This is a genomic window from Streptomyces sp. NPDC008125 (assembly GCF_042957125.1).
Lineage (GTDB): Bacteria > Actinomycetota > Actinomycetes > Streptomycetales > Streptomycetaceae > Streptomyces.
The window spans coordinates 163,177-177,937 of record NZ_JBIBHR010000016.1 but is presented as its reverse complement, the minus strand read 5'-3'; the positions used below and the strand labels follow the sequence as shown (position 1 = coordinate 177,937).

Sequence of the window (14,761 nt, the reverse complement as noted above, 5' to 3'; positions counted from 1 at the left end):
TACTGCGCGCTCGACCGGCGGTGTCCATCTGCGTGTCTCTGCTGCCGTACCGGAGTCTTCCTGTCTCTTGGATGTCGCCGGGATCGATCCTACGATGGACTTCGTCCAAGTCAAGAAGTGCGCTAAAACCACAACGGCCGGGGCGTGGCGTCGACGGACCCTTCCGGAGACCGCGCGCCCCCCGCGAAGCGGAGCAGGTGAAACGGGATGAGCGACCTCCTCCAACGGCTGCGGGACCGTGGCTGGCGGCTGACCTCGCAGCGACGCGTCGTCGCGGAGGTACTCGACGGCGACCACGTGCACCTCACGGCGGACGAAGTGCATCTTCGGGCAGCCGCGCGACTGCCCGAGATCTCCCGCGCGACCGTGTACAACACGCTGGGTGAACTCGTCGTGCTCGGTGAGGTGCTGGAGGTCTCCACCGTGGGCAGGGCCAAGCGTTACGACCCGAACGCGCGCCGCCCCCACCAGCACCTGGTGTGCTCCGGCTGCGGCACGGTCCGCGACGTCCACCCCGGCGGTGATGCCCTCGGCGACCTGCCCGAGGCCGAGCGGTTCGGGTTCGCCGTCGGCTCGGTGGAGATCACCTACCGGGGGCTGTGCCCGGCCTGCGCCTGACCGCGGCGGGATCCCCGCCGGGACGCGGCGGGACTACTGCGGGGAGCGGAGTACGAGCAGGGTGATCTCGCTGGGGGCGAAGACGCGGAACGGCGGGCCCCAGAAGCCGGTGCCGCGGCTGGTGTAGAGGAGGGTGCGGGCGCCGTGGCGGGTGAGACCGGCGAGGGCCGGCTGGTCGAGGCGGACCAGGTGGTGGAAGGGCCAGATCTGGCCGCCGTGGGTGTGGCCGGAGAGCTGGAGGTCCACGCCGTGGGCTGCCGCCCGGTCGACGAACTTGGGCTGGTGGGCGAGGAGGAGGACGGGGAGATCGGGGTCGGCCCCGTCGAGGGCGCCGTCGAGGTGGGCGCGGTGGCCCGCCAGTCCTGAGGACTCGGCGGTGACGTCGTCGACGCCGGCGACCACGAGGGTGTCGCCGCCGCGGTCGAGCAGCAGATGACGGTTGCGCAGCGGCTCCCAGCCCAGCTCGTCCATCATGTCGACCCAGCCCTGGGCCTCGCTGTAGTACTCGTGGTTGCCGGTGACGTAGACACGGGCCCGCGTCGCCCGCACCGTGCCCAGCGGGGCGGCTTGGGCGCGACGGCGTTCGGCCGTGCCGTCCGCGATGTCGCCGGTGTGGCAGACCAGGTCGGCCTCCAGGGAGTTCACCGTCTCGCAGACCCGTGCCGACCAGCGGGCGCGGTCGAGGGGCCCGTAGTGGGTGTCGGTGATCAGGGCGACCCGGGTACCGTCCAACCCGGCCCCCAGGCGCGGGAGTTCCACGTCGAGCCTGCGTATGCGCGGAACGCGGCGGGCCTCGGCGTACCCCCAGACCAGCAGTACGGCGGTCGTGCCGAGGACGGCCCAGGTGACGATGCGCGCCCGGTCCTGCCCCTCGCCGACGCCGGCCAGGACCAGCGCGAGCCGCAGCAGGGCGCCGAGCAGCACGGACCAGGTGAACAGGATCCAGATGCCGCCCAGGAGCGAGTCACCGACGATCGCCGCCCGGTCCCGCTGGCGCCGGCCGTGACCGCGCACCATCGCGAGCGGCATGGTGACCAGGCCGAGGACGAAGAGCGCGGTGCCGGTCAGCGCGACGGCGCGCGGCCAGTGCTGACCGCTGTACAGCAGGACCCAGCACGGCACGGCCCACAGCAGGACGGGGGCGATCAGGGGGACGTAGCGCATCACGCGTTGCAGGCGGCTCCGTGGTGGCTCTTGCGCCGCACCCGCGGTGGCGGATCGGGTCTCGCTCGTCTCGGTCATGCTTCTCCTCCTGAGGTTCGGTCCGGCGGATCACGCCGTGGCGGAGCCGGGTGGCGGCCACTCCGGCCGATCGTGCCGTACCGGAGCCGGGTGGTGGCCACGGCGCAGTCGTCGTACCCGCCATCCGCCCCGGCCTCGTATGATCCGTCGCCCGCGCCCTGGTCCGGCTCCGGCCTCAACCGCCGAAGCCCCGTGGAGAACATATTCTCCGTAGCGCGGAAAGGGGCCCGCCGCCGGGGCTCCGGGGAGCGGTCACGCGGGGATGGACATGGTCGCGACAGGGCCTGCAGGGTGAGTGTGGGCAGAATTCGCAGCGCGGCCCGTATCGCTTCGTCGGAGAACCGGCGCACTCTGGCCGGCTCCGGGACCACGCCGAGCTGGTTCGGGTGTTCGCCTCCCCGAACACCCTCACATGCCCCTGTCTCTCCAACCACCTGACAGTCGTGTGCAGTTCCCCTGCCTCAGGTCACTCCGCCCGGGGGTGCCGAGGGGCGAGCTCTCGCCCGATGATCCCCTTGGCCTCCGTGTGCAGCCAGACCAGTAGGGCGTTCGCCCTCGACTCCATCGTCACGTCACGACCGTAGGCGCCGGCCCTGACCGGCCGGGCAGAGTACATGACCGGGTCATCGGACGAGGAGGTCCGGCGGTACCCGTAGGTCGAGTGGCCGCAGTTGACAGGCGCTCACCGCCGCCGACGCGTGCCGCCGCACACCGGGGCGCCGGCCGCGGAACGCGCGACGCCCGAGTGTGGAGCCGAGCGGACCGGCCGGGGCCCAGGGCGGAATCGGGCGCTTCCCGCAGCTTCGACCGATTGAGGCACGATCCTCAAATCGCCCTCCTCGCAGGTGCATTGACGCTCCACATCGACGGTGATTCACTTCGTGGCTGAGAGAGCGCTCTCAGAGTTCAGGGGCCGGCAGGAGGCCCCACTCATTCACGCCATTTCACCCCATGCAGGGAGAGCCGTGACCATCATTCCCTCTCGTCGTAGTGTGCTGCGCGGGGCAGCCGCTGCCTCGGTGCCGCTGATCGGCGGAGTCTGCTCAGGACCGGCGTTCGCGTCGGGCGCCGCGTCCGGCAAGCACGGGACCGGCCATGACTCCGGCAAGCACGGAACCGGCCACGCCTCCTCCGCGCTCGGCCCGAACGTCCTGGTCTTCGACCCGTCCATGGGTGACGCCTCGATCCAGGCCGAGGTCGACGCCGTGTTCGCCGTCCAGGAATCGAACCAGTTCGGCGACGAGCGCTTCGCCCTGGCCTTCAAGCCGGGTACCTACAACGTCGACATCAACGTCGGCTTCTACACGCACGTCCTGGGCCTCGGAGCGAGCCCCTCCGACGTGGTGATCAACGGTCATGTCACCGTCGACGCGCAGTGGTTCGACGGAAACGGCACCCAGAACTTCTGGCGGGCCGCGGAGAACCTGACCATCGTGCCGCCGGACGGACTGGAGCGCTGGGCCGTCTCCCAAGCCGCTCCGATGCGCCGCGTCCACGTCAAGGGGAACATGACCCTGATGCCGAGCCCGCCCGGCAACCAGTGGTCCAGCGGCGGCTTCCTGGCCGACAGCAAGGTGGACGGACAGGTCGATTCCGGCTCCCAGCAGCAGTGGCTGTCGCGCAACGACACCTTCGGCAGCTGGACCGGCTCCAACTGGAACATGGTGTTCGTCGGCACCGACGGCGCCCCCGCGCAGTCCTTCCCGGCCCCGCCCATGACCACCGTCGACCGCACCCCCGTGGTGCGCGAGAAGCCGTTCCTCACCGTGGACCGCCACGGTTCCTACCAGGTCTTCGTGCCCGCGCTGCGCACCAACAGCACCGGCACGACCTGGGAGCACGGCCGGGCGCGGGGGCGGAACATACCGCTGTCGCACTTCCATGTGGCCCGGCCCGGCGACTCCGCCGCCGAGATCAACCAGGCCCTCGCCCGCGGCAAGCACCTCCTGGTCACGCCGGGCATCTACGACATCTCCGCCCCGCTGCGCGTGAACCGCGCCGGAACCGTGGTCCTCGGCCTCGGCCTGGCCACCCTGCGCTCCACCCGCGGCAACACCCTGATCGAGGTCGCGGACGTCGACGGCGTCACCCTCGCCGGGCTGCTGTTCGAGGCGGCCTCCAAGCACACCCCGGTGCTGCTGCGCGTCGGCCACGGCCGGAGCCGGCAGCGGCACAGCGCCGACCCGACGGTGCTGTTCGACACCGTCGCCCGGATCGGCGGCGCGGTGGCCGGCGGCGCGGGGATCAGCGTCCAGATCGACAGCAACGACGTGATCTGCGACCACCTCTGGCTCTGGCGCGCCGACCACGGCCTCGACGGGACCGTCGGCTGGACGGTCAACCCCGCCGACACCGGGATCGTGGTGAACGGTGACCGCGTCACCGCGTACGGGCTCTTCGTCGAGCACTACCAGAAGTACGAGGTGCTGTGGCAGGGCGAGCACGGCCGCACCTACTTCTTCCAGAACGAGCACCCGTACGACGTGCCCACCCAGTCGGCCTGGCGGCACGGCTCCACCCTCGGCTATGCCGCCTACAAGGTCGGCGACGACGTGCGCGAGCACCACGCCTGGGGCCTGGGCAGCTACTGCTTCTTCAACCTCGGCGCGAACATCTACACCGACGCCGCCTACGAGGTCCCGAACACCCCTGGCGTCGTCTTCACCGACCTGATGACGGTCTGCCTCAACGACGCGGCGGGCGGCGGCATCCTGCACTGCATCGACAAGGCCGGCGACCCGGTCCAGAACGGCTTCGGGACGTACTTCATGAAGTCGTACTCCAACGGAGTCGTGGGCGTCTGACGCCCGATACGCGGCGACGACGGCACCGGTGGGAGCCGCGTCGGCCGTGAGCGGGTGAGGCAGGGTGGGTGGCGCGGCGGTCGCACCGACCGCCGCGCCGCTCGCGTGCGCCCGGGCGGCTCGTCGGCCGTGTGCGCGCCTCGGCGGACAACGGCCCTGCGGTGCGGGCCGCCGGGGAGCCACCGGTCCGTGTATCGGTAACAAGATGTACACACCGAGGCGTTGATCCTCGCCGGTGATGATCATAGGCTCGGTCGCCGTCGGCTCTTTGACATGTTCGCGACTGTCCGGGGTGTGTGCAGCGCTTCGAGGCGCGCCCCGGGCGGGGGGACGGGAGCCGGCAGCGATCGGCACCACCTGCAGCATGGCTCACCACCCCACCGGAGGAGCATGTGAGAGCACGTCGAGCGTCAGTCCTGGCAGCCTCGGTCCTCGTCACCACCCTCGCCCTGACCGGCGCCTTCGCCGGTCCCGTCACCCTTGCCGCGGCGGCCGCGCCGACCTCGGTCGCCGGCGCCCCCACCACCGCGAACGCAGGCGTCACCCACGAGGAGAACGACCGCGTCCCCGAGGGCGCCGTGTGGACGCAGCGGTACTTCCCGTCGTCGGACCACTCCGGCACCGAACTCCACGCGGACGTCCTGCTGCCCGAGGGGCTGCCGGAGGGCGCGCACGTCCCCGTCATCCTCTCCGTCGGCCCCTACTTCGGGCACTCCGGGCAGACCGACCCCGAGGGCTGGAGCCACACCGGTCCCTCGTCCCGCTTCCAGGACTTCATCGAAGGCACGGACCTGTTCGCCCACGGCTACGCCTTCGTCATGGTGGACCTGCGCGGCTTCGGCGGCTCCACCGGCTGCCTCGACTGGGCGGGCCCCGGTGAACAGGCCGACGTCCGCGCCGCCGTCGACTGGGCGGCCGGCCAGCCGTGGTCCACCGGCTCCGTGGGCATGTACGGGAAGTCCTACGACGCGTCCACCGGCCTTATCGGCAACGACCTCGACCAGCGAGCGCTGAAGGCGGTCGTCGCGCAGGAACCCGTCTGGGACATGTACCAGTACATCTACTCCAACGGGGTGCCCCGGCCCAACGTCACCGGAACCGCAGACGCCTACAACTCCATAGCCACCCTTGACCCGTTGGCGGACGACGACGCCCACTACCGGGCCAACGCGGCCTACGAGCAAGCCCACCCGGAGTGCCTCGCGCAGAACTCCGCCGGCTACCGGACGACCGATCAGTTCGGCAGCTACTGGACCGCCCGCGACCTGGCGAAGAAGGCCAAGGGCACCGACACCCCGCTCTTCGTCACCCAGGGCTTCATCGAGAACAACACCAAGCCCGAGGAGATCGAGGAGTACCTCGACAACCACAAGGGTCCCGAGCGGGGCTGGCTCGGCCAGTGGGAACACGTCCGCGGCGGAGACCGTACCGCCGACGGCCGCCTCTCCATGGGGCGCGAAGGGTGGTACGACGAGACCCTCTCCTTCTACGACCAGTACCTCAAGGGCAAGCGGCCCACCGTCGCGTACCCGGCCTATTCCGTGGAGGACTCCACGGGCGCCTGGCGCGCCCAGCGCACCTGGCCCGGTGAGTCCCGCACGGTGAACATCGCTCTCGGCAGCGGTGCGTACGTGGACGACGGCGGCGCGTCGGCACGCGGGGCGGCAGCCCTGGACGGCGGCCCGGCACTGCGGTCCGCCGCGCAGCCGTCCGGCCGGTGGGACCTGGAGCACGCCCCCGCCCTGGACCCGGCGGCGCCGAAGACACTGGCCGCCGAGGCGGCCGGACTCCAGGCCGCGGGTGAGGTGACCTCCAGCTTCTTCGTCCGCTCCGAACCGGTCGCGAAGCCCGTACGCCTCACGTCCACCCCAAAGCTCTCGCTGACCGCGAGGGGTGAGGGCAACGTCATGGTGAAGCTGTACGACGTCGCCCCGGACGGCAAGGCGGTCATGTTCGACGAGCAGGTGTCCCTGGTGGATACGGGCCGGCTGACCGTCGATCTCAAGGCCACCGACTGGACGCTGGCGGCCGGACACGTCCTGGCCGTGGAGATCGGCTCCATCCAGACCGGCTCGTGGCGGGACACCCCGTCCGGCGAGACGATCAAGGTGACGGGCGCCCGGCTCACCCTGGCGCTGGACGACCCGGCGGACGACATCGCGACGGCCGGCGCCCGCTCGCCGTTCCTCGACACCTACCTGCGCCAGTACACGGTGCAACTTCCCGCGGCGGAGGGCTCGTTCCGGCTGACTTCGGGACGCTGAACCGAGTCTCACCGGGCCGGGCCGCCACTCGGCGGGGACGGCGGGCGGGGGACCTTCCAGGCCCCCGCCCGCCGTGCCGTACCGCCGTGGGGCTCATCTCACAGGTACGCCGGGGACACCGCCGCGGTCAGTACGGGGTGCGGGCGGCCCGAGCCGTCGGCCGGTACCTCGTACAGATCCGCGCCGAAGTCGCCCGGCAGCGCGTAGGTCACCGTGGTGTCGTCCTCCCAGACCGCCTGGTCGTCCACGCTGCGGGTCTCGGCGAGCGGGTGGTCGGCGAGCGTGTCCAGGTCGAGGACGTGCAGGCGCCAGGGGGCATCGGCGGGCAGCCCGGCGTCCCGGCTCTTGTAGGCGATGCGGGTGCCGTCGGGCGAGAGCGAGGGGCACTCCACATTGGCCCGGAGGGTCGTGAGCGTACGTTCCCGAAGATCACCCCGGACCAGGTACGTACGCCCCTTCGTCGCGAGGGTCGCGTAGAAGTGCCGGTCGTCCGCGTCGAAGGTGACGCCCCAGAAGTTGACGTCGGCGGCGCGGTAGGGCCGGCCGTCCTTGCGGATCGCGAACTCCTCCAGGCTCGGGACGAGTTCGCCCGTTCGGGTGTCGAGGATCGCGGCGCGGGTGGAGAAGTTCGTCCCCGCGTAGCTGTCGCCCCCCACGAAGGCCGTCCAGGTGGCCAGCCGGCCGCTGGGGGAGACGCGGGCGCGGGACGGTATGCCGGGGACCGGGTAGTGCGCCCTCTCCTTCAGGTTCCGGTCGAGGATCGTGGCCCGGTAGGTGTCCTGGAGCGCCCCGTGGACCGCCTGGAGGCATACTCCCGTGCCCGAAGCAGCGTAGAAGCGGAGGCACTTGACGCCCGAGGCGGTACGGGCGCCGGTGGGCGCCGCGACCGGGACGCTCGTCAGCTCGTCGCGGTGCGGCCCCCACGCCATGTTCCGGAAGACGATCCGGTGCCGGTCCGCGAGCGTGACCCGGCCGGCCGCGACGGTCGGCCCGCCCGGCTTCGCCACGTCGAGCCGGTCCGAACGGGCGGCGGCGTGCAGCACGGAGGCGGCTGCGACGACCGCGAGCACGGTGACCGCGCAGACGAGGACGGCGAGTCTGGTGCGCGGGCGCGTCATGCGGGAACCTTCACGGTCGGGCCGGTACGGAGGGAGAACGCGGCGCACACGGCGAGCGCGACGGCCGCGGCGAGCAGCGCGGTGCGGTCGCCCCACGCGGTCCAGGCCGCGCCGAAGGCCAGCGAGCACGCGAACCGCGCGAACGCCTGCCCGGTCTGGATCAGGGCGAGGCCGGAGGAGCGCAGCTCCTCGGGCACGCTCTGCGAGGCCGCCGCCATCAGGACCCCGTCCGTGGCCGCGTAGAAGGCGCCGTGCAGGACGAGCACCGCGTACGGGAGCGCCGCGCCGTGCCACGACGAGAGCAGCAGCCCGTACGCCCCGAGCAGCGCGACGTGCCCGGCGAGGAACACCTGCCACGCCCCGACCCGGTCCGCGAGCCGCCCCAGCGGCAGGGCGAGCAGCAGGAACGCGGCGGCGGTCCCGACCGGCATCAGGGCGAACCAGCGGTCGGGTACCCCGAGGCGGTGCTGGAGCAGCAGGTAGACGAACGAGTCGCTCACGGTCGCGAGCCCCAGCAGCAGCGCGCAGACGGCGATCCGCCGGATTCGGCGGTGCCGCAGCAGCGCGAGGGCCGCGCGCAGGGTGGGGCGGGGGTGCTCGGCCGACCTCGCGGCGTGCGGGGCGCCGGTCCCGGAGGGCACAGGAGCCGTGGAGGGGGCAAGGGGCCCGGAAGGCGCAGAGGTGGTGGAGGGGACGAACAGCACGAGGACCAGGACGCCCGCCACCGCGACGCAGAAGCTCACGGTGAACACCGCGTCGTAGCCGTCGACCGTGGCACGCAGGATCAGGAACGCGGCGAACGGCCCGAGCAGGGCGCCCGCGGTGTCCATCGCGCGGTGCACGCCGAAGGCGCGGCCGCGGGTCTCCGGCGGTGACGACAGGGAGATCATCGCGTCCCGGGGCGCGGTGCGCAGGCCTTTGCCGGTGCGGTCGGCCGCCAGCACGAGACCGATGGGCGTGAGGGTGTGGACCATGAGCAGGAGCGGTTTGCAGAGCGCCGAGATGCCGTAACCGAAGACGGCGACGAGCTTGTGGCGCCCGCCTCCCCGGTCGGCGAAGTGGCCGCCGACCAGCCGTACGAGGGCGGAGAACCCGTTGTAGACGCCGTCGAGGAGCCCGAATCCGAGGGGGCTGAGGCCGAGTCCCGCCACCAGGTAGAGCGGTAGCACCGCCGTCACCATCTCGGAGGACACGTCGGTGATCAGGCTGACCGTGCCCAGCGCCAGCACGGTGGGGGCGACCGCCACGCGCCGCCGGGCCGGCTCCTCGCCCGGCCCGGCGGCGCGTTCGGCGGACCCCGCACGGGTGGCGCGGCTGTCCGCTACATACATGTCAGGACGTCCAGATCCCGGTGATGTCCTTGGCGGACGCGGCGTTCCCCGCGTGCCCGAGGCCGTGCATGTCCTCCAGCGTGCGCAGGAGGTCGTAGTGGTTGTAGGTGGTGGCGGAGGTGGCGCCCGCGGCCACCCGCTGCCCGTAGAGGACCGTCGGGATGCGGTTGCCGCTGAGCCGGTTGTCCTCGTCGAAGGTGACGACGAGCAGGCTGTTGTGGGTCTTGGCCCAGGTCGCGTAGGCGCCCAGGTTGTTCTTCAGCCAGGTGTCACCGCTGGACACCGAGCAGTCGTGCATGTCGCTGCACAGGTTCGGGACGACGAAGGAGACCTGCGGCAGCTTCGTGTAGTCGGTGGGGAACTGCTGGAAGGTGTAGGCGGACGAGGTGGGGACGTTGCTGAACCCGAACCACGGGTTGTGCTTGCGGGCGTAGTTGCCGCTGCTGCACGTGGTCGAACCCTGGCTCGGCAGCGTCTCGTTGTAGCTCGCCCAGGTCTTGCCGGCCGCGATCAGCTCGGACGCGAGGTTGGCGTTGGCGGAGAAACCGGGGGTGTAGCAGCTGTCGTCCGTGATGCCCTGGGTGGAGCCGGAGAACAGGGCGAAGTAGTTGGGCTGACTGGGGTGCGTCTCGGCGTACGAGGCGGTGAGGTTGGCACCTCCGGTCTTCAGCGAGTTGATGTAGGGGGCGCTCGACGAACCGATGACCTGGCTGTAGCCGTGGTTCTCGAAGACGACGACGATCACGTGGTCGGGGGTGGGCACACTGGCCGCGGCCTGTGCGGACGAGGAGCCGCCGATGCCGGTCCACAGGCCGACGGCGGCCACGGCGGTGAGGGCAAAGGCACAGGTGAGGGCGGTGCGACTGCGGCGGAACACGGATCTGCCGAGCACGGGGGCCTCCGGTGGGGGAGTCGGGAGTGAACGGGGGGCGGTGCAAGGCCAGAGCATGCTCACGCCAAGAATCATCTGGGGCGCTCCACGCTGGTGGAGTCATGAAGAGCGGGTGAACTGTGCGTTCCGGTGAGTCATGCGCGGGGCCCTCTCGACAGGAAGGTGGCGGCCGCCCATGATGTTTGTCATGACCTCAACACAACTGCAGGGTTTCGTGCTGCCCCTGGCCGCCGCCCTCGCCCTGGTCACCGCCGGATCGGCGCAGGCCGAGCCGACCGTTCCGGACCACGCCGTCATCGTCTGCGACAGCGCCAGCTTCTACGCCAACTACGACAGCTCCTCCGGACCGGCCGGACTGAAGCGGGTGCTCGCGCGGGGCGACAAGGTCGGACACACGCGCGGCGCCCACCCCGTCTACAACGGATGGGCGGCCACCTTCGACTTCGGCCCCGACGACTGGGGTTTCGTCAGGCAGGAGTGCCTGGGAGGTTACGGATCATGGTGACGCCCGCGACCCGCACCCCCGGAGGGGGCCCCATGACCCGTACCAGCGGGCGCACCGCCCTCGTCCTGGCCGTCGCCGCCACGGTGGCGGCCCTGGCCGCAGGCCCCGCCGCAGCTGCCGACGGCACCGCCGGGCAGCGTGAGACCGTCTGCGCCGAGGACCTCTTCGTCCGGGTCACGGCCCCCAACGGGGCCTGGATGGGCACCCTGTACCGGGGGCAGACCTTTCTCGTGGAGGAAGCCGGCGGAACATGGGTCTACGGCTTCGCCTACGGCGACATCAACCGCCGGGGCTGGGTCCAGAACGGCTGGTTCTGCTGACCTCGCCGCCCCAGGCGCCTCGGAGTGCCGGTTGCCTCGGCCTGCCGACCAGCACCAACACCGGGAAGCCGGAGTGCGCCGCCGTCACGGTGACGGCGACCGGGGCGGGCGGCCGGCACTGAACGGGTGCGGGACGAGCACGGAACGTGCCACCGCGTGCGGCCGGTCGGACGATCCCGGGCGCGCGCGGTGCCACGGGCTGTCCTGACAGTTCCGGAGCGTCCGGGGTACCGGGAGCGGCCTCGCTTGATCGTCCGAAGCCGGGGTAGCGACATGCCATGACCACCGACAACGCTTCCACCCCCGGCACCGGCCACGTGCGGCCCGAGGTCGACGTCCAGGCGCTGACCGGGCTGCTCGACGGCGAGTACGCCGAGATCCGCGATCTCGTCCGGACCAACCTGGTGACCCATGCCTCCGTCCTCGACGAGGCCGAGGAGCTCGGCATCGACGCGTTCCGCGAGCGGGTGCGTGAACGCGTCGTCGAGATGGCCGCGACCGGCCAGACCGGTATGGGATTCCCCCGTGAGTACGGCGGTGGCGGCGACCTCGGCGCCTCGATCGCCGCGTTCGAGACGCTCGCCTTCGGCGACCTGTCGGTGCTGGTGAAGGTCGGCGTCCAGTTCGGGCTCTTCGGAGGGGCGATCCTGCAACTGGGCACGGCACGCCACCACGACGCCTATCTGCCCGACCTCGTCACCGGACGGCTGATGGGCTGCTTCGCGATGACCGAGAGCGGCCACGGCTCCAACGTCCAGGCGCTCGGCACCCTCGCGAGGTACGACCCCGCAGCCCAGGAGTTCGTCATCACCACGCAGGGCGACGGCGCGCGCAAGGACTACATCGGCAACGCGGCCCGCCACGCGGAACTGGCCGTCGTATTCGCCCAGTTGGAAGTGGGCGGGAAGTCCGAGGGCGTGCACGCCTTCGTCGTACCGATCCGGCGCGGCGGCGACGTCGTGCCGGGTGTCAGGATCGAGGACGACGGCCGCAAGATGGGCCTCAACGGCGTGGACAACGGCCGCATCCGGTTCGACGGCGTGCGGGTGCCGCGTGAGGCGCTGCTCAACCGGTTCGCCGACGTCACCGCCGACGGCGTCTACGAGAGCCCGATCGAGAGCCCCGGCCGGCGCTTCTTCACCATGCTCGGCACCCTGGTTCAGGGCCGGGTCAGCGTCGGCGGCGCCGGCATCAACGCCGCCAAGGTCGCCCTCGCGATCGCCGTCAAGTACGCCGTGCGACGACGCCAGTTCGAGGCGACCTCGGACGCGGCCTCGGACGCGGGCCCGGGGGAGGAGCAACTCCTCCTCGACTACGGTCTGCACCAGCGCCGCCTGCTGCCGCTCCTCGCGCGCACGTACGCGCTGCACTTCGCCCAGGACGTCGTCCGGACACAGCTGCACGAGGTGTTCTCCGGCATCGAGGGCGACCCCCACGCACGGCGCCTGCTCGAATCCCGCGCCGCCGGGACCAAGGCCCTCGGCACCTGGCACGCCACCCGGGTCATCCAGGAGTGCCGCGAGGCGTGCGGCGGCGCCGGGTACCTCGCCGTCAACCGGTTCGCCGCCCTCAAGAGCGACAGCGACGTCTTCACCACGTTCGAGGGCGACAACCACGTCCTGCTGCAGCTCGTGGCCAAGGGCCTGCTCACCCACTACGCAAGCGAGTTCGAGGACCTGGACCAGCTCGGCCTGGTCCGCCACGTGACCGGCCTCGCCGTCGAGACGGTGCTGGAGAAGACGTCCGCCCACAAGCTGCTCGAACGCGTACGCGACCTGCTGCCCGGTGGCGACGAGTGGGACCAGGAGGCGGGCCTCCTCGACCCGGAGTACCAGCTCGCCATGCTCCGCTACCGCGAGGAGCACATGCTCGCCGGTGTGGCACGCAGGCTCAAGCGCGGCATCGACCGGAAGGACAACCCCGGCGCCGTCTTCTCGCGGGTCCAGGACCATGTGATCGCCCTCGCTCGCGCCCATGTCGAACGGCTCGTACTGGAGGCGTTCGTCGACCGGGTGCGTACGCTGCCCGAGAGCGGCAACAAGGCCGCCCTGGCACTCCTGTGCGACCTGCACGCCCTGTCCACCATCGAGGCGGACCGCGCCTGGTTCATGGAGCACGGCCGGCTGACCGTCCAGCGCTCCAAGGCGATCAGCCGCGAGGTGAACGAGCTCTGCCGCAGGGTCCGCCCCCTCGCGGTGGACCTCGTCGAAGCCTGGGGAATCCCGTCCGAGATGCTGCGCGCACCGGATCTGGTGGGCTGAACCGGGGCGGGTCGCGACGGACGCCCACGACGGAGGGGGCGGAGGACCGGGTCGGCCCCGCGATCCCGGACCGGTGTTGGCAGGCGGCGAGGGGTGCCGGACGTCCACGGACTTGAGTGCCGGCCAAGGCTGTGCGCGGTGCCGACGCCCGGTCGGCCCACCGGCGCCCCGGCCCCGCCCGAGCCACCCGCTTCCGCACCCGAACGGGTTTGGCACGAAAGGTGGTTGTGGCTGCGCTGCGTCGCGGCGTGTCCGCTGGCCGCCGCGCTCACGCTGCCGATGTCGGTCGTCGCCGCGCCCGGCGCGCAGGCGTCCGGGCTGTGGAGCCTGGTCGCCGAGTTCGCCCTCGTGGCCGTCGTCCGTCAGGGCGTCGGGCCGCTGCGGTACCGGTTTCGGGCGAACGGCGAGAGCGGCCGGGCGTAACGCGCCGGCCGGCACCGGCGCGGGAGGGCCCGTTCCTGTGAACGAGCCCTCCAGGTAGCACGGTCGAAGGCGGTCAGACGCGGTCCGCCGCGATCAACAGGTACTGGAACGAGCCGTCCTTGTACGCGTTGATGAACGCGTCCTCGATCCCCGTGACCAGCGAGGACGTGGCTCGCAGCTCCCAGTAGGGCAGCGTGTCGGGGGTGAGGTCGACGACGGCCGTGGGCACGAGGCGGTTGTCGGCCATGGTGCGCAGGTACTCCCGGCGCGAGTGGATGTTGCACTCGAAGTGCGCGTTGATCTGCGAGACCCACTTCGAAGGCTGGCCGTACCGCGGGTTCCAGCAGCCGGTGATGGTCACGTAGCGACCGCCGACCCGGAGAATGCGGGAGTGCTCGGCGAAAAGGTCCTCCAGGTCGACGTACATGCTCGACTCGTTGTTCCACGAGCCCGCGGCCGACCCGGTCTCGAAGGGAGTGGCGAGCATGTTGCAGACGCGGGCACGGACATGGTCCTGGATGCCGAGTTCGCCGGCCCGGCCGTTGGCGAACTCCGCCTGCTTCGCCGAGAGCGTGACGCCTTCGACCGTGCAGCCGAAGCGCTGGTGCGCCATCACCATCGAGCCGCCCCGGCCGCAGCCCGCGTCCACCAGGGTGTCGTCCCGTCGGATGTCGCCCAGGTGTCCCAGGAGGTACTCGGCCTGTGCCGACTCCAGGCGGTGGAGTTCGGCGATGAGCTTCTTCTCGCTCTCGCTGTCCTCGGGGTTGCCGAGGGCCGCGTGGTCCACGTCGCCGATGCCGTAGTGGTGGTGGTACAGGCCGTCGACATCGCCGAGGCGCAGGTTCACGGGCCTGGCCTCCCCGTCCCAGTAGCGGGCGATGTCCCCCTGGTAGGGCGTCGCCGGACCGGCCGTCGCCGGCCGGGGGATGCGCAGGGAGGCGGGGGCGGCCGTGAGTTCGGTGTGGGTCACTGATGAATCCGTT

General features: G+C 71.5%; 12 protein-coding genes. 7 read left to right on the top strand and 5 right to left on the bottom strand.

What is annotated here, in order from left to right; genetic code table 11:
* Positions 1-207: 207 nt before the first annotated feature.
* Positions 208-618 (top strand): transcriptional repressor, encoded by a 411-nt coding sequence (locus ACFZAX_RS25945; RefSeq protein WP_390964611.1) that lies wholly within the window; start codon positions 208-210, stop codon positions 616-618.
* A 33-nt stretch (positions 619-651) separates the two neighbouring features.
* Here ACFZAX_RS25945 and ACFZAX_RS25940 read toward each other — a convergent pair whose 3' ends face one another.
* Positions 652-1,860 (bottom strand): metallophosphoesterase, encoded by a 1,209-nt coding sequence (locus tag ACFZAX_RS25940; protein ID WP_390964609.1) that lies wholly within the window; start codon positions 1,858-1,860, stop codon positions 652-654.
* Positions 1,861-2,825: 965 nt separating this feature from the next.
* On the opposite strand from ACFZAX_RS25940, the gene ACFZAX_RS25935 reads away from it, so the two are divergent.
* Together ACFZAX_RS25935 and ACFZAX_RS25930 are read left to right on the top strand one after the other, a co-directional pair.
* Positions 2,826-4,664: an adenylyl cyclase gene (locus tag ACFZAX_RS25935; RefSeq protein WP_390964607.1), complete on the top strand. Its 1,839-nt coding sequence runs from the start codon at positions 2,826-2,828 to the stop codon at positions 4,662-4,664.
* A gap of 392 nt (positions 4,665-5,056) precedes the next feature.
* The gene (locus tag ACFZAX_RS25930; RefSeq protein WP_390964605.1) at positions 5,057-6,928 is read left to right on the top strand and encodes a CocE/NonD family hydrolase; all 1,872 of its coding nucleotides are present in this window, start codon (positions 5,057-5,059) and stop codon (positions 6,926-6,928) included.
* A 98-nt stretch (positions 6,929-7,026) separates the two neighbouring features.
* Here ACFZAX_RS25930 and ACFZAX_RS25925 read toward each other — a convergent pair whose 3' ends face one another.
* The 3 genes from ACFZAX_RS25925 to ACFZAX_RS25915 are packed head-to-tail and all read right to left on the bottom strand — an operon-like array spanning position 7,027 to position 10,269.
* Complete coding sequence (locus tag ACFZAX_RS25925; RefSeq protein ID WP_390964604.1) at positions 7,027-8,046, bottom strand: TolB family protein; 1,020 nt, start codon at positions 8,044-8,046, stop codon at positions 7,027-7,029.
* Positions 8,043-9,377: an MFS transporter gene (locus ACFZAX_RS25920; protein ID WP_390964602.1), complete on the bottom strand. Its 1,335-nt coding sequence runs from the start codon at positions 9,375-9,377 to the stop codon at positions 8,043-8,045. The genes ACFZAX_RS25925 and ACFZAX_RS25920 overlap by 4 nt, the downstream gene beginning before the upstream one ends.
* 1 nt (position 9,378) lies before the next feature.
* Positions 9,379-10,269 carry an alkaline phosphatase family protein gene (locus ACFZAX_RS25915; protein WP_390964600.1) on the bottom strand — a complete coding sequence of 297 codons (891 nt, stop codon included), beginning with the start codon at positions 10,267-10,269 and terminating at the stop codon, positions 9,379-9,381.
* A 187-nt stretch (positions 10,270-10,456) separates the two neighbouring features.
* Here ACFZAX_RS25915 and ACFZAX_RS25910 point away from each other — a divergent pair, with 187 nt between their 5' ends.
* The 4 genes from ACFZAX_RS25910 (at position 10,457) to ACFZAX_RS25895 (ending at position 13,778) form a co-directional block, all read left to right on the top strand.
* Complete coding sequence (locus ACFZAX_RS25910; RefSeq protein ID WP_390964598.1) at positions 10,457-10,774, top strand: hypothetical protein; 318 nt, start codon at positions 10,457-10,459, stop codon at positions 10,772-10,774.
* A 32-nt stretch (positions 10,775-10,806) separates the two neighbouring features.
* Entirely contained in the window at positions 10,807-11,094 is a 288-nt protein-coding gene (locus ACFZAX_RS25905; RefSeq protein ID WP_390964596.1) for a hypothetical protein, read from the top strand.
* Positions 11,095-11,372: 278 nt separating this feature from the next.
* Positions 11,373-13,355 (top strand): acyl-CoA dehydrogenase, encoded by a 1,983-nt coding sequence (locus ACFZAX_RS25900; RefSeq protein ID WP_390964594.1) that lies wholly within the window; start codon positions 11,373-11,375, stop codon positions 13,353-13,355.
* A gap of 225 nt (positions 13,356-13,580) precedes the next feature.
* On the top strand, positions 13,581-13,778 hold the full coding sequence (locus ACFZAX_RS25895; protein WP_390964592.1) for a hypothetical protein: 198 nt from the start codon (positions 13,581-13,583) through the stop codon (positions 13,776-13,778).
* A 73-nt stretch (positions 13,779-13,851) separates the two neighbouring features.
* Here the strand turns inward: ACFZAX_RS25895 and ACFZAX_RS25890 are convergent, their stop codons facing one another.
* On the bottom strand, positions 13,852-14,748 hold the full coding sequence (locus ACFZAX_RS25890) for a geranyl diphosphate 2-C-methyltransferase (protein ID WP_390964590.1): 897 nt from the start codon (positions 14,746-14,748) through the stop codon (positions 13,852-13,854).
* Positions 14,749-14,761: the final 13 nt, after the last annotated feature.

Excerpts from the sequence above, each read along its gene's own strand:
- ACFZAX_RS25945 (WP_390964611.1), top strand. The coding sequence starts at position 208 with ATGAGCGACCTCCTCCAACGGCTGCGGGACCGTGGCTGGCGGCTGACC.
- ACFZAX_RS25940 (WP_390964609.1), bottom strand. The coding sequence starts at position 1,860 with ATGACCGAGACGAGCGAGACCCGATCCGCCACCGCGGGTGCGGCGCAA.
- ACFZAX_RS25925 (WP_390964604.1), bottom strand. The coding sequence starts at position 8,046 with ATGACGCGCCCGCGCACCAGACTCGCCGTCCTCGTCTGCGCGGTCACC.
- ACFZAX_RS25920 (WP_390964602.1), bottom strand. The coding sequence starts at position 9,377 with ATGTATGTAGCGGACAGCCGCGCCACCCGTGCGGGGTCCGCCGAACGC.
- ACFZAX_RS25910 (WP_390964598.1), top strand. The coding sequence starts at position 10,457 with ATGACCTCAACACAACTGCAGGGTTTCGTGCTGCCCCTGGCCGCCGCC.
- ACFZAX_RS25905 (WP_390964596.1), top strand. The coding sequence starts at position 10,807 with ATGACCCGTACCAGCGGGCGCACCGCCCTCGTCCTGGCCGTCGCCGCC.
- ACFZAX_RS25900 (WP_390964594.1), top strand. The coding sequence starts at position 11,373 with ATGACCACCGACAACGCTTCCACCCCCGGCACCGGCCACGTGCGGCCC.